The 17,171-nt window shown below is 64.9% G+C and carries 20 protein-coding genes, 1 tRNA gene and 1 pseudogene; 8 read left to right on the top strand and 14 right to left on the bottom strand.

Annotated features, from left to right (window positions below):
* A partial coding sequence (locus tag ABEA10_RS40835; RefSeq protein WP_345473389.1) for a penicillin-binding transpeptidase domain-containing protein occupies positions 1 to 1,062 on the top strand: 1,062 nt, incomplete at its 5' end.
* Here ABEA10_RS40835 and ABEA10_RS40830 read toward each other — a convergent pair.
* Complete coding sequence (locus ABEA10_RS40830) at positions 1,055 to 1,483, bottom strand: MarR family transcriptional regulator (RefSeq protein WP_345473387.1); 429 nt, start codon at positions 1,481 to 1,483, stop codon at positions 1,055 to 1,057. The genes ABEA10_RS40835 and ABEA10_RS40830 overlap by 8 nt on opposite strands.
* A gap of 65 nt (positions 1,484 to 1,548) precedes the next feature.
* On the opposite strand from ABEA10_RS40830, the gene ABEA10_RS40825 reads away from it, so the two are divergent.
* Entirely contained in the window at positions 1,549 to 1,977 is a 429-nt protein-coding gene (locus ABEA10_RS40825) for a MarR family winged helix-turn-helix transcriptional regulator (RefSeq protein ID WP_345473385.1), read from the top strand.
* 40 nt (positions 1,978 to 2,017) lie between these two features.
* On the opposite strand, the gene ABEA10_RS40820 is transcribed toward ABEA10_RS40825, so the two are convergent.
* Positions 2,018 to 2,473: a GatB/YqeY domain-containing protein gene (locus ABEA10_RS40820; protein ID WP_345473384.1), complete on the bottom strand. Its 456-nt coding sequence runs from the start codon at positions 2,471 to 2,473 to the stop codon at positions 2,018 to 2,020.
* Positions 2,474 to 2,543: 70 nt separating this feature from the next.
* Between ABEA10_RS40820 and ABEA10_RS40815 the strand changes: the two genes are divergently transcribed.
* The gene (locus ABEA10_RS40815; RefSeq protein ID WP_345473383.1) at positions 2,544 to 3,437 is read left to right on the top strand and encodes a metallophosphoesterase; all 894 of its coding nucleotides are present in this window, start codon (positions 2,544 to 2,546) and stop codon (positions 3,435 to 3,437) included.
* A gap of 82 nt (positions 3,438 to 3,519) precedes the next feature.
* Positions 3,520 to 3,593 (top strand) — tRNA-Pro (locus ABEA10_RS40810).
* 101 nt (positions 3,594 to 3,694) lie between these two features.
* Here ABEA10_RS40810 and ABEA10_RS40805 read toward each other — a convergent pair.
* The 8 genes and pseudogenes from ABEA10_RS40805 to ABEA10_RS40775 form a co-directional block, all read right to left on the bottom strand.
* On the bottom strand, positions 3,695 to 4,864 hold the full coding sequence (locus tag ABEA10_RS40805) for a site-specific integrase (RefSeq protein ID WP_345473381.1): 1,170 nt from the start codon (positions 4,862 to 4,864) through the stop codon (positions 3,695 to 3,697).
* A gap of 104 nt (positions 4,865 to 4,968) precedes the next feature.
* A complete protein-coding gene (locus ABEA10_RS40800; RefSeq protein ID WP_345473379.1) occupies positions 4,969 to 5,112 on the bottom strand; it encodes a CopG family ribbon-helix-helix protein in 144 nt (47 codons plus the stop codon).
* A gap of 127 nt (positions 5,113 to 5,239) precedes the next feature.
* Positions 5,240 to 5,347 (bottom strand): annotated as a pseudogene (locus tag ABEA10_RS51430) (helix-turn-helix domain-containing protein); the annotation flags it as partial.
* 105 nt (positions 5,348 to 5,452) lie between these two features.
* Positions 5,453 to 7,195 carry an FtsK/SpoIIIE domain-containing protein gene (locus ABEA10_RS40795; protein ID WP_345473377.1) on the bottom strand — a complete coding sequence of 581 codons (1,743 nt, stop codon included), beginning with the start codon at positions 7,193 to 7,195 and terminating at the stop codon, positions 5,453 to 5,455.
* Entirely contained in the window at positions 7,192 to 7,494 is a 303-nt protein-coding gene (locus ABEA10_RS40790) for a hypothetical protein (RefSeq protein ID WP_345473375.1), read from the bottom strand. The genes ABEA10_RS40795 and ABEA10_RS40790 overlap by 4 nt, the downstream gene beginning before the upstream one ends.
* A gap of 33 nt (positions 7,495 to 7,527) precedes the next feature.
* Positions 7,528 to 7,716, bottom strand: a complete 189-nt coding sequence (locus ABEA10_RS40785; RefSeq protein WP_345473373.1) for a hypothetical protein — start codon at positions 7,714 to 7,716, stop codon at positions 7,528 to 7,530.
* A 161-nt stretch (positions 7,717 to 7,877) separates the two neighbouring features.
* Positions 7,878 to 8,087 (bottom strand): hypothetical protein, encoded by a 210-nt coding sequence (locus ABEA10_RS40780; RefSeq protein ID WP_345473372.1) that lies wholly within the window; start codon positions 8,085 to 8,087, stop codon positions 7,878 to 7,880.
* Entirely contained in the window at positions 8,087 to 8,269 is a 183-nt protein-coding gene (locus ABEA10_RS40775) for a hypothetical protein (protein WP_345473370.1), read from the bottom strand. The genes ABEA10_RS40780 and ABEA10_RS40775 overlap by 1 nt, the downstream gene beginning before the upstream one ends.
* Positions 8,270 to 8,532: 263 nt before the next feature.
* Between ABEA10_RS40775 and ABEA10_RS40770 the strand changes: the two genes are divergently transcribed.
* Positions 8,533 to 9,276 carry a DUF5919 domain-containing protein gene (locus ABEA10_RS40770; protein WP_345473368.1) on the top strand — a complete coding sequence of 248 codons (744 nt, stop codon included), beginning with the start codon at positions 8,533 to 8,535 and terminating at the stop codon, positions 9,274 to 9,276.
* Positions 9,277 to 9,280: 4 nt separating this feature from the next.
* Entirely contained in the window at positions 9,281 to 9,757 is a 477-nt protein-coding gene (locus ABEA10_RS40765) for an NUDIX hydrolase (protein ID WP_345473366.1), read from the top strand.
* Here the strand turns inward: ABEA10_RS40765 and ABEA10_RS40760 are convergent.
* The 3 genes from ABEA10_RS40760 to ABEA10_RS40750 form a co-directional block, all read right to left on the bottom strand.
* Positions 9,721 to 10,302 carry an HD domain-containing protein gene (locus ABEA10_RS40760; protein ID WP_345473364.1) on the bottom strand — a complete coding sequence of 194 codons (582 nt, stop codon included), beginning with the start codon at positions 10,300 to 10,302 and terminating at the stop codon, positions 9,721 to 9,723. The genes ABEA10_RS40765 and ABEA10_RS40760 overlap by 37 nt on opposite strands.
* A gap of 439 nt (positions 10,303 to 10,741) precedes the next feature.
* Positions 10,742 to 11,110, bottom strand: coding sequence for a helix-turn-helix domain-containing protein (locus ABEA10_RS40755; protein ID WP_345473363.1), 369 nt, complete (start codon positions 11,108 to 11,110; stop codon positions 10,742 to 10,744).
* Between the two features lie 223 nt (positions 11,111 to 11,333).
* Complete coding sequence (locus ABEA10_RS40750) at positions 11,334 to 11,747, bottom strand: ATP-binding protein (protein WP_345473362.1); 414 nt, start codon at positions 11,745 to 11,747, stop codon at positions 11,334 to 11,336.
* Between the two features lie 281 nt (positions 11,748 to 12,028).
* On the opposite strand from ABEA10_RS40750, the gene ABEA10_RS40745 reads away from it, so the two are divergent.
* On the top strand, positions 12,029 to 12,760 hold the full coding sequence (locus tag ABEA10_RS40745) for a phospholipase D-like domain-containing protein (RefSeq protein WP_345473361.1): 732 nt from the start codon (positions 12,029 to 12,031) through the stop codon (positions 12,758 to 12,760).
* Between the two features lie 307 nt (positions 12,761 to 13,067).
* Entirely contained in the window at positions 13,068 to 13,607 is a 540-nt protein-coding gene (locus ABEA10_RS40740) for a DUF4262 domain-containing protein (RefSeq protein WP_345473359.1), read from the top strand.
* A gap of 740 nt (positions 13,608 to 14,347) precedes the next feature.
* Here ABEA10_RS40740 and ABEA10_RS40735 read toward each other — a convergent pair.
* Positions 14,348 to 17,158: an ATP-binding protein gene (locus ABEA10_RS40735; protein ID WP_345473357.1), complete on the bottom strand. Its 2,811-nt coding sequence runs from the start codon at positions 17,156 to 17,158 to the stop codon at positions 14,348 to 14,350.
* Positions 17,159 to 17,171: the final 13 nt, after the last annotated feature.

The raw sequence follows: 17,171 nt of genomic DNA, 5'->3' as shown, positions 1-17,171 counted from the left end.
TTCAAGATCTTCACCCTCGCCGCCGCCCTCGACAAGGGCTACAGCGTCGGCACCACCCTCCCGGCACCGAACAGCACCACCGTCAGCGGCTACACCGACTGCAAGGGCAACCACTTCGAACCCTGGACGCTCAGCAACGCCGAGACCTCCAAGCAGAAGTCGGCCAATCTCAACACCGGCACGTGGGAGTCGATCAATACCTTCTACGCCTACCTCGAACAGCGCGTCGGGCTGTGCGAGGCGTCGAAGATGGCCGGCAACTTCGGCATGAAGCAGGCGAACGGCCAGCCGCTGCAGCAGGTGCCCTCCCAGGTGCTGGGCACCAACAACATCGACGTCACGCACATGGCCGCCGCCTACGCCGGCTTCGCCGCCCGCGGCCAGTACTGCACGCCGATCGCCATCACCGACGTCACCGACTCCACCGGCAAGAAGATCAACGTCCCCAAGTCCAAGTGCAGCAAGGCGGTCGACTCCAGCGTCGCCGACGAGGTCACCCGCATCCTGCAGGGCGTGATCACGAACGGCACCGGCCGCGGCATGGCCATCGGCCGTCCCGCCGCGGGCAAGACCGGCACCTGTGAAGCCCACTCGTGCGCGCTGTTCGCGGGCTACACGCCCGACCTGTCCGCGGTCGTCTGGTACGGCGACCCCGCCGCGCCGTTCGGCAACCCGAGCCCCGGCGTCTACGGCTCGAACGTCGGCCCGATCTGGCGGGCGTCGATGCGGGGCGCGCTGCAGGGCACCAAGCCCTCGTCGTTCCACACGTCCGTCAACGACTTCAGCGACCTGGGTCAGGCACGCATCCCGAACGTCCGCGGCCTGTCGGTCCAGGAGGCGACCCGCCAGATCGAGGCGGCCGGCTTCAGCGTGCAGGTCTCGCCGCGCGCCATCGACTCGAACCAGCGCAAGGGCACGGTCGCCTACACCTCGCCGAGCGCCGGCGTGAAGGCCGACAAGGACACCTCGGTCGTCATCTTCGTCAGCAACGGCAACGGCCCGCACAACAGGCCGAGCAAGGGAAAGCGGGGCCGCGGCGGCGGCATCTGGCCGTTCAACTAGCTATCGCCTGGCGTTCGAGGTTCGCGGCCATCCGGCTGAGCGTGCGGACGGTGGCGACGTAGTCCTGCTCGGTCAGCCCGTCGAGCACGGCGCGTCGCGTCTCGCCGGCGCGCTCGGCCACGGCGGCGTGGGCGGCTCGCCCGCGTTCGGTCAGCGCGTACCGGCCGTCCTCGCCGGCGATCCAGCCGCGTCCGGCGAGATCGCCGACGACCCCTTCGAGGGTGATGACCCCTTCGCCCCAGAAGGGGCGCAACGCGTCGCGAAGGGCGTCGGCGGTCAGTGGAGCGTCCCGGAGGGCGTTCATCGCCTGCCAGTGGCGCCGGGACAGCGCGTGCCCCGCCAGCGTACGGTCGGAGGCGGATTCGATGAGCCCGTCGAGATGCTTGAGCCAGTAGCCGATCGGCCGGTCCGCAGGTTCCATGTCGACAGTTACATATACTTTGACAACTACATGTCGAGTGTTATCTATCGGGAGGGCCGGTGCCGGTGAGCGAACCCGTCGAGATGGTCGAGCGGGCCATGGTCCTCCTCCGCCGGCGGATGACGCGGCGGAGCCTCGCCGGCGAAGCGCAGGTCAACGACGCGACCTTCGGCGTGCTCGACGCCGTCGAGGCCGCCGAGCGCGCGGGGACGCCCATCGGCGTCTCGGAAGTCGCGGCCGCGTTGAGCGTCGACCAGCCCCGCGCCAGCAAGCTGGTCGCGGCGGCGGTGGAGGCGGGGCTCATCCGGCGTGAGGCCGACCAGGCCGACGGCCGGCGTACGCTCCTCGTCCGTACGGAGGCGGGCCGTGACCTGTCCGAGCGGGTCCACGACCACCGCCGCGCGAAGTTCGCGGCGGCGATGGCCGACTGGTCACCGGCCGACCGCGCCGACTTCGCCCGCCTGCTGACGCGCTTCATCGACGCGTTCGGATGAGGCGTCCCGCTGCGTCATCCCGCTGCGTCATCCCGTTGCGTCATTCCGCGAGCTGGCGCTTGACCTCACCGGACACGCGACGGCCGTCGGCCCGGCCCGCGACCTTCGGCGTGACGGCCTTCATCACCTGACCCATCGCCCGCGGCCCGGCCGCACCGGTCTCGGCGATCGCGTCGGCGACGAGCGCGGTCAGCTCCTCGTCGGACAGCTGCGCGGGCAGGTAATCCTCGAGCACGACGCCCTCCGCGCGCTCTGCCTCCGCCTGCTCCGTACGGCCCGCGCCGTCGAACGCCTCGGCCGCCTCGCGGCGCTTCTTCGCCTCACGTTGCAGCACCTTGACGACCTCGTCGTCGGACAGCTCACGCGCCTGCTTGCCCGACACCTCCTCGTTGGTGAGCGCCGTCAACGCCATGCGGAGCGTACGGGTGCGAACCTCGTCACGTGCCTTCATCGCGACCGAAAGGTCGGCCTGGAGCTTCTCCTTCAACATGGTCAACATCTAACCGTGCCGTCGAGGGCCTGCGCTTTCCAATAATTCGGCGTGGCCCGTCTGGCACGATGGGTGTGTGCTCAAGAGATACGCCGTCCCCCTCGGGGCTCTGGGTCTTGGTGTCGCCGGCATCGGCTACGCGTCCGTCATCGAACGCAACTGGTTCCGCCTGCGCCGCTTCGACGTGCCCGTGCTCGCCCCCGGCCAGCGGCCCGTCAAGATCCTGCACATCTCGGACACGCACCTGACCCCGGGCCGTCGCCGCCTCATCAACTGGGTCGCCGCGCTGGACTCCCTGGAGCCGGATCTCGTCGTCAACACCGGAGACTCGATCTCCCACCCGGAGGCCATCGGCCCGTTCCTGTCGCTGCTCGGCCCGCTGCTCGACCGCCCGGGCGTGTTCGTGTACGGATCGAACGACATGTACTCCCCGGTGCCGAAGAACCCGGCCCGCTACCTGTGGCGTACGAGCCGCGCCGACTACGCCAAACGCCGCACCGTGCCCGACCTGCCGTACAAGGAGCTGGGCGCCGCCCTCACCGCGGCCGGCTGGCTCGACCTCAACAACCACGTGGGCAGCCTCAAGGTCGGCGACCTGGAGGTGCAGTTCGGCGGCATCAACGACTCCCACATCGGCAAGGACCGCTACGACGAGATCGCCGGCCCGGTGTCCCAGGGCGCGCTGAGCATCGGCGTCATGCACTCCCCGGAGCCTCGCAACCTCGACCGCTTCGCCGCGGACGGCTACCAGCTGCTGCTGGCGGGCCACACGCACGGCGGGCAGCTGTGCGTCCCGTTCTACGGAGCCCTGGTGACGAACTGCGGCATCGATCGCCCACGCGTCAAGGGCCTGCACCGCCACGCGGGCACCTGGCTCCACGTGTCGGCGGGCCTGGGCACGTCACCGTACGCTCCGGTGCGCTTCTGCTGCCCCCCGGAGGCCTCCCTGCTCACATTGGTCCCGGCATGATCACCGACACCGGGGCGCGGGCAGGGGTGAACGTCCGCTAGAGTAGTTCCGGCGCAGGCGTTGAAAGACGACCTGTGACCACCGGGGTGTAGCGCAGCTTGGTAGCGCGCTTCGTTCGGGACGAAGAGGTCGTGGGTTCAAATCCCGCCACCCCGACGCTAGGTTGAGGCAGTTCAGATGGGGTTCTGGAGATATCTCCGGGATCCCATTTGATCTTTTTAGAGGTCGTGGGGAGCCAAAAGGGGAGCCACTCACCCTCAGGCGGACTGCTTCTTGAATACGGCGTTGATGGTTTCGGCGCCCTTGGTGATCACCGGCTTGAGCTGGTGCCGGTAGACCTCCTCGGTGACCGCGGTTCCCGCGTGGCCGCAGAGATCGGCGATCGTCTCGATGGAGACGCCGCTGTCACTCATGATGCTCACGAAGGAGTGACGGAGTTCTCTCGGCGTCCAGTCTTCGCCGATCCCCGCCTTCTTGGTGATGAGCCGGAACGCGCGGCGCACGTTCGCGGCGTCGAGTGCCTTGCCGGTCGGTGAGCAGAAGACGAGGTTGTCGTCCTGCCACAGGTCGCCAGCGGCGAGGCGTTCGGTCGTCTGACGCTTGCGGTGCTCTCTGAGCGCGTCCGTTGCTTCCTGCGGAAGCTCCAGCGTCCGGCGTGACTTTTCCGTCTTCGTGTCGCCGCCGGCTCGTACCGACCGCCACACGTAGATGGCGAAACGGTCGTAATCGAAGCCGGCCTTGATGACGGGTCGCCATTGGCCGTCCGCCCACGCCACGACGTGATCCCACCGAAGGGCTCGCGCCTCCTCCGTACGGATGCCGGTCATGAGGCTGAGGACCACGTACGCGTGGAGCCGCGACGCCTTGGCCTTATCCAGTACGGCCGTGGCCTGTTCGAAGGTCAGAGCCTTGCTCGGACGTCCCGCCTTACCCTTCGGCGTCGTGACCAGTTCGGCCACGTTCCTGACCACCTTGTCGCGGGCCTGAGCCTGCCGGATGGCACGCTTCAGGATCGCGTGGACACCTGCGAGGCTCCGAGTGGCCAGCTTGTCCGTGAGGCCGTCAAGCCACTCGTCCACGTCATCCGCGCTCAGTTGCTTGAGCCTTCGATCGCCGATGAGCGGTATGACGTGCTTGTCGGCGAGGATGCGGTTGGTCGTGACCGTCTGCGGGTCACGACCCTTGAGCCCTTTCGAGAGCCAGTCGTTGACTGCGTCCGCGACGGTGTAGCCCTCCGCCGTCTTGATGCCGGCCTCGAGGTCCGCCACGGCCTTGACCAGCTTCTCCTTGACGGCCGTCTTCGTCTTCCCCTTCCTCTTGATGCGGGTGCGTTTCCCGTCCGGCCCGAAGCCGAGCGAGATGGCTCCGGTCCAACCTCCGTTCTCTGGATAGATGGTCGCTTCGTGCTTCCCGATGATGATCTTCATTCGATCCCTCCTCTCGGGTGCTCGACGTTGGTCGTGCGTGCCCTGGTCCGCGGTCGAGGCGTACCATCGGGGTCGTTGTGACCAGGGCTGTCGCGGCGGGGTCGTTACTCGTCTCCGTGGCGCTCGATGTACTCATCGATTGCCTTCCTGATGATGTAGGCCAGGTCTCGGTCCTGCTTCGTGGCGATGCTTTGCAGCTTGCGGCGGCGTTCGGCATCGAGTCGCAGGCTGTAGTTCTCGGTGACCATGTCTCCCTTTCTGCGGCGGACTGTACCACGCTGCATTGCACTGCACTACGGCGCTGAGTCGTTCCCTTCGAGTGACTCGATCAGCGTGGCCAAGTGTTGATCGGTGATGCGACGTAAGCTTTCCGATCTTGATGCTGCGTAGTTGTCCGGTCCTGAGTAGGTAGTAGACCTTGTCACGACCGACGTGGAGGATCTCCGCGACTTGTTCGACCGTGTACGCCTGCAGGTGCCTCACCTCCTCCCGTCGCGGTCACGCAGTGTGCTTGCTTCTGGGTTGTCTCATGTCTCGTCTCATGTCCCCTTACGTGCAGGCGCGCGTGAGGGTGAGACATTGAGACGATTACGCTAAGTCGTCGTTTGGAGAGGTGGCGCGGTAGTGTCCGCGGCGCACCTGAGCGACGCGCCCGGCGTTCATGAAGTCGGTGAGGCGTCGGTACAGGGTGGGCCGGCTCATGCCGCTCGCTTTGACCAGGTCGAGAACAGCGCACCCGCCTTCAGGCGCGTCTCGTAGCGCCTGCCATAGCCGATCTTCGGCGGTCACCTGCTGGTCCTGTATGGAGTCATCGGCCAGCTGAGGTGGGTTGAGCACGGGTCTTTGCGCGGCGTACCGGCGGGCGGTGGTCGTCACGTCGCTGTCTTCGATGAGGTAAGCACGTGCGCGTTTCGGCGTCGGGTGTTCGGGTGCGGAGATGAAGAACTTGCCAGGCGCGTCGAGAGTGTGTGCGTGCCAGCCGGCGTTGTACATGCCCTGGCCGAGTATGAGGTCGACGTCGCGTCGTTCTCGTACGCGCAGGGAGATGCGTACGTCCATCTGAGAGCGTGCGGCGCCGTGACCCATGGCCTTTTGCGTGGGGCGTTGTGTGGCGGCGAGGAGGTTGACAGCGACGGCTCGTCCTCTGCGGGCGATCGAGTCGGTGTAGGCGGTGGCGGTGTCCGGGAGTTCGGCGTACTCGTCGATGACGATCACCAGGGCCGACCGACTCTTGGTCGGTTCCCAAACGCGTGCTCCAGCGTGGCTGGACTCAGTGGCTCGGCGGTCCAGTTCGGTGACGGCTTCCTTGAGGACGTTGATGGCCTGTTCTGGCGTGGTCGCCAGGCGGCCCAGAGATGGCGCCCACGGGCGTAGCTCCATGCCGCCTTTGAGGTCGATCCCCCACACGACTACGTCCTCACAGGCGACGAGTGCCGCGATGATGACGTTGAGGACACCGGACTTGCCCGATCCCACCACGCCACCGACGAGCGCGTTACGACGCAGCAGCAGCACGGTCGCGGTGGTGGCGTCCTCGAAGACACCCAGCGGGATCGGCTGAGTGATCGAGCGGGCCTCGGGTGCTTGCCAGGGCACCGGGCGCGAATGTGGATCGGTGTGCAGTACCCGCATGAGGAAGTGGTCGGCACGGTTCCGGTCGGCTTCGATCCGTACGGCTCCGGGCCGGGTGCCGAGGGCTGATTCGATCGCGGCCAGCCTGCCGAGAGCGTCGGCGACGGTGTGCCCTCGGCGTAGCGCGATGCGAGCAGTCCAGCCCCAGGCGTCTACGACAGCGGACATCACACGAGAGCCGTTGAGACCGATGGCGTCGGCGACCTGCGGCCAGGCGGCGAGCGTGCGTTCGACGCGGACGCGTGCGCGTCTGCGGCGGTGTGCCCACCACGGCACGGACAGCAGCGTCCCACCGATGAGCAGGAGTTGCGGCAGCGGCCGGTGTCCTTGGCCGTTTGCCGTCGCGACTGCCAGCCACGCGCCGATGCCGGTTGTCACGGCTGCGGCGTAGAGACGCTCGATGGGGCGCGTCAGACCGAGTCGGGGACCGAGGTGTACGAGCAGTGCTGCGCTGACCATCGTGGTCGCGAGGATGCCGGGCCACCATCCAGGATGCGTCCTGTGCAGGAGCCAGCCGGCGAGCGCGGTGAGGTAGGCGGCGTGGACGGGGGCGAGTTCGGAGCGGTAGCGCCACAACCAGCGGCCGATCAGTACGCCGATCATGTCGGGTAGCTGGTCGTCGGAGGTGATGAGCATCATCGGCTGGATGCCGTTGCGGCTCATCTTCCGGGCCTGGCGTCGCATCTGACGGGCCTTCATCGGTCGGCCCTTTGCGCTTGTAGTTCGTCGCGGAGATAGGCCAACGGGTCGTCTTCGCCGTCGAGGTGGGCGCCGAGCGTGGCACGTGCCGCGGCGAGCAGGTCGGCGTAGTCGAGGCGGGTCCGTGCAAGGGTGTTGGCCAGATCGGTGATGTCGGCGAGGGCGGTGTCGATGGTCCGCCAGTAGTTGGTGCGCGTCGGGAGCGTGGTGGCGAATCCGGCGACGATCTGTCTCGCGGCGTCGTTTCGGGTCGTGACCTCCTGCAGATCAAGCCTGGTGTTGCGTGAGGTGTTGGTCACTAGGCATCCCCTCCTTCGGTCGGGTGCGGGTGGTCAGGCGCCGGTGAGCCATTGCACGACGCCGGTCACGAGTTGGCGGATCTGCGGTGCGGCGCTGGTCGCGGCGAGGAAGAACCCGAACAGCAGGCACAGGACGGCGTGCCAGATGCGTAGGCCCATGAAGCGCCAGGCGATGTACGCGCCGGCGCCAAGGAGGGCGACCAACGGGATGGAAACCGTCATTTGGTTGCATCACCTCCCCTAAAGGCAGTCGTTGCGTGACTTGCGGCGCTGCCACCGAGCGCGTGAACGGCATTTGCGGCAGCGCCGGTTGCCCCATTCGGTCAGGGAGCCACACATGCAGCGCCGTCCAGAGAATCCATCCGGGAGTCGCCTCAAATCGCTCACCTCCGCCCGTTCACGAGTGGCGAGATGGTCGTGTTCGTCTTGCGGATGTGGGCGCCCATGACGGACCGGGCGAAGCCGGCCAGCGGGGTCGGCGGTTCGGCGTCGAGGGCGGTCCACGGGGCCTCGCGCCGCGCGCCGACGAGGATGAGCAGGGCGAGGATGAAGACGAGTACGGCCAGGCCCAGGGCGACGAGTACGGCGGTCATCACTTGGTCACCGCCCGGAAGATGCGGCGGAACGTCCGACGGACACGGCGGGGACGTACGGTGCGGCGCCGCCAGGTGTCGCGTGCGCTGCACTTGCGGCAGAGGCTGTACTTCCGCTCGGCGTGGGCGCCGCACGGGCATCGCCAGGGCAGGGGGTCGATCGGGTTGTAGTAGAGGTTCATGGGTGCTCCTCTCAGAGCCCCGTCTCCTCGTATCTCTTATGAACATGGCTAGGCATGTGGACAAGAGGAGTCGCGTTTTACAGCGGCTCGTGATGCTGCCGATTTTCGGCCGAGGAGGTTGGGCTCAAAGCGAATCGGGGACTTGCTTTACGTCCACAAAGATGCGCTTTTGGGTCGAGACGAGCACCAGCCTGGCTGGACGTGTTGATGACGTCTTACTAGGGTCAAGTAGTCCTGAGACGTCCCGTGATGTTGGTCGGTAGATGACAAACGAACGCTTGCGAGCCGCAATGCTGGAGCGCGGCATAACCCTCGCCGGACTCGCCGAGGCGCTCGGCGTCGATGAGAAGACCATCGAACGCTGGATCACCCAGAACCGGACGCCGTACCGACGTCACCGGTACGCTGCGGCAACCCATCTCGGCGTCGAAGAGACCTACCTGTGGCCGGACGCAATCCCCCGCCAGCAGGTCGCCGCGGCGTCCGAGAGCGAGATAGTCAACCTCTACCCGCACCGCTGGGCGATGCCCAGGGACATATGGGGACGTCTGTTCTCACAGGCTGAGGAAGCGATCGACATCCTCGTCTACGTCGCTCTGTTCCTCGCCGAAGACACCGGCATCCAACGGCTCCTGGAGGAGAAGGCCAGAGCCGGCGCGCGCATCCGCGTACTACTGGGCGAGCCCGATTGCGCGGCTGTCGCTCGGCGTGGAGAGGAAGAGGGCATCGGCGATGCCATCGCCGCCAAGGCCCGGAACGCGATCGCGCTGTACCGGCCACTCCGTCAGATCGACGGCGTGGAGTTCCGCCTACACGACACGATCTTGTACAACTCGATCTACCGCGCTGATGACGAGCTGCTCGTCAACACTCACGTGTACGGCAGCGCGGCGTCGAATGCTCCGGTCTTCCACCTGCGCAGCGTGGCCGGCGGGGACATGGTGGCGCTCTATCGTGAGAGCTTCGAGCGCGTCTGGGACGGCGCCAAGCCCCTCACGGAAGACTGAGACGATGCCAGGTCGGATCGACTATCACGACGACCCGAACGCTCCCAAGCCGAACAGCATGGTCCCTTCGGTCAACGTCATCGTGGTGAACGACGACGGGGACATCTTGCTCATCCGGCGCACCGACAACGACAACTGGGCGCTTCCGGGCGGCGCCATCGACCTCGGCGAGTCAGCCGCGCAGGCCGCTGTCCGCGAGACTCAGGAAGAGACCGGCATCACGCCCGAGATCACCGGTCTGGTGGGCATCTACACCGACCCGCAGCATGTGATCCACTACACGAGCAACGATGAGGTACGCCAAGAGTTCTCGATCGTTCTCACCGGCCGTCCGGTGAGCGGCTGGCCGACACCCAGCAGCGAATCCAGTGAAGTCCGCTGGGTGCCGGCCGCAGAGATCGAGGGGTACACGATGGATCGCGCGATGCGCAGACGGATCGCGCGTTACCTGTCGCCGGACAACGCGCCGGAGATCACGTAGTCACCCATCTGCATGTTCTCAATGGCTCGTACAGCGCCGATGAGGCTCGCAGAGGATTGCCGGATGAAGCGGGTGACGAGATGCTCAGGCCCGTACCGGGTCTGAATCTCGCTAAGCCGACCTTCGACCTCGACCGGACGACCGTCCGGAGTGGTGGTCATGTCGCAGTAGGTCAGCGCATCGGAGAGCAACCGGCTCGCCGGGGTGAACTCCGCGGCCAACTCGCCGGCGAGGCCGCGGTCTTCCGCCTCGTTGATCGCACACGAGTGGTACGCGACCAGGGCGCAAAGGACCGCATCGGCGTGGTGCTCCTCGCGGAGGTAGCGAGCGCCGTCGAGCGGATGGAAGCCGGTCACGACGAGATCCGGTGAGTAACCGATGTCGTGCAGGATGGCGGCGCTTTCGAGGAGATCGGCGTCATCGCCGAGGATCGGAGCCAGCGACCGCGCTTGGCGGGCGACTCCCTGAACGTGCGCCCAACGGCGCGGTAGCGGCGTTTCCAGCAGCGTACGGGCGATCTCGCGCGCCCAGTCGGCTTGTCCCATGCCCTGAAGCTAGACGCGAACGCCTGGACATCCACGGACCCGCAGACGGCGTCTAGGGACGTCTTCGATCGAAACGTCCCTCGCCGTGTGGTGTTCTGATCGCTAGGTATGGCAACGGCTCTGGCTCCGCTCAAGAGAGGCGGGAACCAGAGCCGTTGAGGCCGTACGACTGATGACTCTTCGTTTAGCTGACACGACTGCTGGTGGAGTCACTGATCACTGGTACAACACAACTGATCCCTGCTCCTAACGGAACGCGGACCAGAACGCGTAATGAGGGGCCCTCGCGTCGTGCCTGGCAGCGGCGCGAAGACCTCTTTATACGACGATCAGCGCGATTACACTGTGCGCCCAGGCTCCTGCCCATGTGGGTCGCCCGACCGCGCCGCGCCATCAGCAGGCGGAGACCTGGCCCGTGCAGGCGTGCGCGAACCCGGCATCATCGCATCCGCCCGCTACGGCTCCGCAGCGCCGTCTGCTTCAACAAGATCCGGCGCATCATGCCGTAACTCACGCCGAACTCGTCCGCGACCCGGCGGATCGGCCAGCCCTGGCCATAAAGCCTGGCCGCGTCCTCCTCGAACTGCCGCCGTTCCACGGTGTTCGCCTCCCGCATCGCCAACACCTCACCGCGCCGATAACGACGATGACCACCAGGGGTATGGACAGCGGCCTTGAGGAGCCCGTCCCGCGCCCACCGGGCGATCGTGGTGGTCCGGACGCCCAGCAGTGCCGCCGCCTCACGCGGCGTTAGCAGTTCATCAAAGTCAGAACCAGAAGATGACATGAAGAGGAGCCCATCCAGCAAAGAGAGAAAGCTTCCAGGGGTTCAGAAACGCAGAGTCAGGCACGCAACCGCGTGGGGCGAGGAGGGAGTCTCGGTCCTGAGCGGACCGCTGCCCTGGTCTCGATGAGACCGGTTCAGCGGGGCGCCAGCACGCTCAGGACCGAGACGTCTATGGGAGCCGCGACGTAGTCGCCAGCGGGCGCGGCGCACTATTCAAGAGGTAAGGGGCCTTCTCTCGAACTGATCAGATCGCCTCTGTTATTAGGCATTTGCACCAGACGACCTTTCCCCCAGTCTCCAGCACCTCGCACCCCCACTCCTTGGACAGCATCTGCACGAGCATCAAGCCGCGGCCTGTCTCGTCGCCATCGGAGGCCACACGACGCAATGGCGGAGTCGAACTCGCATCCCACACTTCGATCAGCAGCGTCTGCGCCAGCTCCGAAAGACTGAGGTAGACGGGCCTGACCTTGCCGACCAGAAGGCGCTCATCCGCCGGCCCGTCAAGAACCCCGGTGGCTTTCACCGCGTTCGTCACCAATTCGCTAACGAGTAACTCGACGGTGTCGGCTATGGCGGACAACTGCCACCTCCCCATCACCCAGCGCGCGTACGCGCGGGCCTGGCCAACTGCTGAAGGCAAGGCAGCAATGAGCATGCAGTTCGATCGTGGGGGCTGGTTCATCGTCCGCCTCGCTACTCGGCGACCTGTGGCACGTGGGGCACGGACCGCCACGTGCGAGAGAGCCTTCCGCCCAGGAGCCGACGTCTCCACCGACACCCAGGGACGTCCCGGGATTTCTTGAATCCGCTTGTAGACGTCCGTAGACGACTCGGTTACGTCCTGAGACGTCCCCGCAGGCTTGCCTAGCGTCGGTTACGGAGCAGTGAGCAACAACCGGCCAACCCAGAGGCTGCCGAACGCACTAGGAGGCACAGGTGAACGAGAGGTTGCGTGCAGCTCTCGATTCTTCGGAATTCGACGAAGCATCGATCGCAACACGCCTAGGAGTCGACCCCAAGACTGTGGAACGCTGGATCGCTGGCCGCATCCCGTATCCGCGTTACCGGAGCTCACTCGCCCGCCTACTTAACATCGATGAGCAGGAGCTTTGGCCCCATATAGCACAGCGGCGACCGCTCCCCATGCAGCAATTTGCGGAAATCCAAGCTGCGTATGCACACCGATGGGCCGTACCTCGCAAGGTATGGCTAAGACTCTTCGGCTCGGCCGAACGTGAGATCGACATCTTGGCGTATGCCGCTCTATTCCTCGCCGAAGATGATGGGATCCTCAGAATCCTCGCCGACAGAGCGCGCGCAGGCGTACGCGTACGAATCCTGCTCGGGAAGTCAGACAGCTCGCATGTCGCCGAACGGGGAGCCGAGGAGGGGATCGATAATGCAATCGCGGCAAAGATCCAGAATGCGCTTGCGCTATACGATCCGTTGACCAAGATTGATAACACGGAGATTCGACTTCACTCTACAACACTCTATGCGTCGATCTACCGTGGAGATAACGATCTATTAATAAATGCACACACCTATGGATCCACAGCATCCCACGCTCCAGTTATACATGTCCGCCACACCACACCTGGCGATATGGCCGAAACATACCTGACCAGCTTTGAACAAGTGTGGACCGAGTCTGGAAATAATTTTTAATACCATTTCAGTCGTGCGAAGAACATACTTCGATCGTCGAAAAGGTGGTCCCGCTACAACCGCCGAATCCGAGGACAAGCGGACCCGAAGCGCAGGGCGGGTCACGGCCCGAGCACCGACAGCGGCGCCACCCGATCGCCGCAACCACGAACGGCGAGCATCCGGCCACGGCGATCGTCACGGCTGTCGTCAGGCCCACCGCGGCCGGCAAGGCTCAGATCCGCGTCCGTATTGATCGGCCTAGCCTCTGCTAAGCAACCGTGGAGGTCCAAAGACGGCTCGGCGGAAACTCGTCTAGTCTCGTCTGGTGGACGATTCCCCCTGCTTCTGCATCCTTTGCGCGCCACCCGCTGAGGGACCGGCCTGGGAAGAGCGCGACAACCGGATAGCCAAGAACGTCACCGATGTCGGCTGGCATGTCATGGGGGTCTATGGAAGCGACGCGCCCGCCGACTGGGCGTACTCCATCGGTCTGTGGCACACGCTGCGCAATCCCGAGGTATGTGTCTTCGGCCTGCCTGTAGAAGTCGGGATGCCGGTCGTGAACGCCGCCGGTTCAGGAATCCGCGATGGCCTTCCACTCGAACCGGATCAGCTCAGAGACGATGTCCTTAACAACTACGACGTAGCCGTCCGCCCCGTGCACTCCAGCTGGTACTCGGACTTCTTCGGCGCCGGCATCGACTTCTACCAAGCCCCTCCACTGCCGATGACGCAACTGTTCTGGCCGGACAAGGCCGGCCACTTCCCCTGGGACGAGGGAGCGGAGGACTACTGCCGCACTAGCCAACCGCTTCTGTACATCCCGAAAGAAGACACAGAAGGTCCGTGGTCCCAACTCGCATGAGACCTTCGTTTGCCAACCTGTTAACCAATCGGCATTCCGGGGCCTGAGGGTTAAAAGCAGCCTACGGAGGCATCCGCTCCTCGGGCTCTCGCCCCATCCCATCCCACTCTGGCTAGCGGCTTCAGTGAATGTGTTCGAGGGGACGTGATCCGGGGGGGTGGCTTGCTGGCCGCGGGCGAGGTGTCGGCTCATGGTTTTGATGGCGGCCCGGCGGATCTACATCGCGATCGACGGGCCATGGCTCGACCTCTTCGACCGCGTAGCGGCTTGACCTTGATGTGGCGGCTGTGGGGGGTGATGCGACACGGAGCTGGTCAATCCGGGTGAAGGTTTCACGTCGGATTGATTGGGTGCCTGCGCCCCAAAAGCGGTCGGTCGGTTCGGGCCGGGTCGGCCCCGAAGAGGCCGCATGCCCTGCCCGAGTATCGGCCGGCCGCCGGCGGACCGCGGAGCGGGGCGCCTTTGATGACCTGAAGATAGGTTTCTCTCGACCTTGGTCAGCAGTCTGGCCACCTAGATTAGGTGAAGCAGATTCCGTACACGGCTCCCAGCGTGTCGTGTGTACCCGGCGCCAGTTACAACGAGAAACAACGCCCGGCCTAAGATCCAGTCGCTGAGGGCCCTGCGCGCTCAGTCCGGCCGCGTCCGGCTGTCACTCGGCTCGTCGGGGCGCTGTTCCCATACGTTCCCCAGCCAGGCTGGGACAGCAGAATCGTTGGCGCTCCCGCAGCCTCGCGAGCTCACTCTGCAGTGACGTCGTGCTCCACACCGATCTGGCGGAGCCCCTCCTTGACCACAAGGTCAAGGGTCTGAGACGGGATTCCACTTTCTGCGTCGGCGGTAATCGTGAAGTCGATAGCCACATGGGCACCGTCCGCCGCGAAGGGCAGGACGGCGACCTTCAGGACATCTCGCGCCTTGTCGGCGGGTACACCGCTGACTCTTACGGTGAGATGGGTCGGGCTGGAGGGAATGGCCGGAGGCGTGGGCTTGGCGCCCGGGTCTCCAGTGGAGCCGTCACCGGTGCCGGGAGACTGCTCCCCACCACCCGGGGCAGGGCGTTCGTGGGACGGTTTCTCCGGTTCGGGTACCCTGTGGCTAAGCAAATCTTGGGCTGCGGCAGCGCGTACTAGCCAGGTGCCTTCCTGGAATTCGATCTCGCCTGATTCTACCGAGGTTCCGAACCTGATAACTGAGTCGGAAGCGTCCCAAGCGGAGCCTGAGGCAAGCGCAAATACCTTCTGCTGGACCCCATTGATCAGGCAGTTCCGTAGGACCTCCGCGGAGGCGATCTTTGGCAGTCTCGGGTATCGGTGAAATGCGTTCAGCAGATGAGCGATCTCTACAGCGTCTTGTCCGGCCGGCAGCAGATCGAAGCGTGCCGATAGTACGGCGGCGGGAGCCAACGCGTCGAGCAGCTGATCGGTCGATTGCAGATGATCCGTGACACGACCGGTGATGGTGTCGTTCACTTTGGCAGGACCGAGGTCAATCAGATCGACCACGGTACCTCCGTTACCATTAGTATCGCTTTCCAACACCAGCAGATGCCTGTACGCCATGACCAGCTGGGCGGGCAGACGGCTCTCGTGACTGGTTATTCGGGCGAATAGGTCTTCGCGCTGCTCCTCGTTGAAGCGCTTAAGCCGGTGCTTGTCGTCCTTGAGGTCGCTCATTGCGGCCAGCCTGCGCGCCGTCGCGCGAGCTTTGGAAAGGGCGCCATCATCAGCGGCGATGAGCACAATGGCGTTCTTGTTGGTTCGTCCGCTCGGCCCGCGCCGCGTCAGCACGGTCCGAGCATGGTCTCGGGTTGCGTCGGTGGCCCCCACGCCGATGACGTGCCGGTAGTCCAAAACGCCAAGTACTAGGCGACTCTCGTCAGGTACGGCTGTGCTGTCGTCAACATGGAGCTCGACCCTCCAGGGCCGCCGACCTGGTGCGACCGCCGCGAGAGCCGTATTGAGCAGCTCGGTGATGGACTCCTCTGCAATTGCACCTTCACGTTCGACAATGACCTTGTTCAGATTCGGCTCAGTGGTGAAGCGGTATCTACCGCCCTCATAGCGCATGTACCAAGCAGCGTTCTTAAACGCGTCACGGACGTCCTCGATGATCCCTCGGGAAAGCCCTGGTCGCCCAGCTCCGACAAGCATTTGATGAGCCGATGCGCCGACAACCCGCTCGGGCCCGAAGGAATTGAGGAAGGCAGTGGTAGCCAAGCCGACCGTAAGCCGGTTACTAGAGACCTCACCACCCCGACGCTGATCCTCCTGAACAGCGTGAGAATCATTCCTGATTATGTCGGCGTTGAGCGCCGCCTTGTACGACTCGCCTGCGAACCGAATCACCTCGGCCCGCACGCCCGCGTCGTGGAGAGGAACGTCCCCCGGATGGATGAGCGGCGCTTGGTGCTGAGCCTGAGTAAGGCTCTTAACGGTGTGGGCAAGGGTACGGAGCGCGCCGCGGGTGCGTTGAAAGCCCGAAAGCGATCCCCACCGGTTGGTGAGTATGTCGATTAGTTCAGGGTGAAAGGGGTACGCAGCCTCGATGCGGTCCCGGTATCCACCATCTCGGAAAGTGGCCGGCAGTACGTCGCCCAGTTGCACATAGTACGCTCCGTAGGCGTCCGCTACAGCGCGCCGCGCCTTCGGGTCGCCGACAGTCTCGAACAGCCGAGTATGCAGGATAGGGAAGATGTCATCGCCCTCGACCGGAGTGACGATGCTCTCCGTACGACCCACGACGCGGGACAGCCGATCCTGCATGTCTTCGTCAGCAACCGACGCGTAATCCTCTCGGTTCGAGGCGGTGAGCGTGGCGAGCAGGCAGGCACCAGCCACGCTGGGGACTGCAGTGACCAGCTCCTTGATGACCGTCAAGGTGGTTGCTGCTAGTGAACCTTCGTGGGTGCGCACCGCGAGAGCTTTACTGAGGTATTCAAGAGTCTCGTCCATCAGAATGAGGCACGGCGCGTAGCGCTCCATGAGATCCACAAGTTGGGCGGTGGAAGTACCCCGCCGTCCCTCATCTTGCGATTGGACGATCGCGTAACCATCGGGACCACCTAGCTGCCATGCGAGATGACCGAGGAAGGTGTGCACCACGGTGCCATCCGGCATTGGCTCTGGGTCGACCCGCATCGCAGCGCCGTCCAGCACCACCACCTTTGCCTTGGGAAGCGCGCCGCCCTTGAGAAGTTTGGCCAGATCTCGAGCTAGTTTGGTGTGCGCGACCTCGTCCGGGGAGCCGAACAGGTGGTATGCGGCTAGGAGAGTGTGTGTTTTGCCCCCGCCGAATTCAGTCTGCATGCGGTGAACGGAGGTGGCCGAGATGTCACCGGCGAGCCGGTTGCCGATCTCTACCAATGCCTCCCGCAGGTTGGCGGTGAGGAACGTCTTGGAGGCGAAGAGCGCCGGGTCACGATAGTCCTCGGGTCCTTTACCTCGGGCCACGAGTCCCAGGTCAGCGGCGAACAGCGACTCGTCGAAGGAGCCGTCAGCGATGTCTTGGTGCGGCTTGGCGACGTCCAGCCAGCTCTTCAGTAGAGCCATAAGAGACCTCCGT

Origin of the sequence: Actinoallomurus oryzae (assembly GCF_039541955.1) — a bacterium.
GTDB classification, from domain to species: Bacteria; Actinomycetota; Actinomycetes; order Streptosporangiales; family Streptosporangiaceae; genus Actinoallomurus; species Actinoallomurus oryzae.
This window is presented reverse-complemented; position numbering and strand designations above follow the sequence as displayed.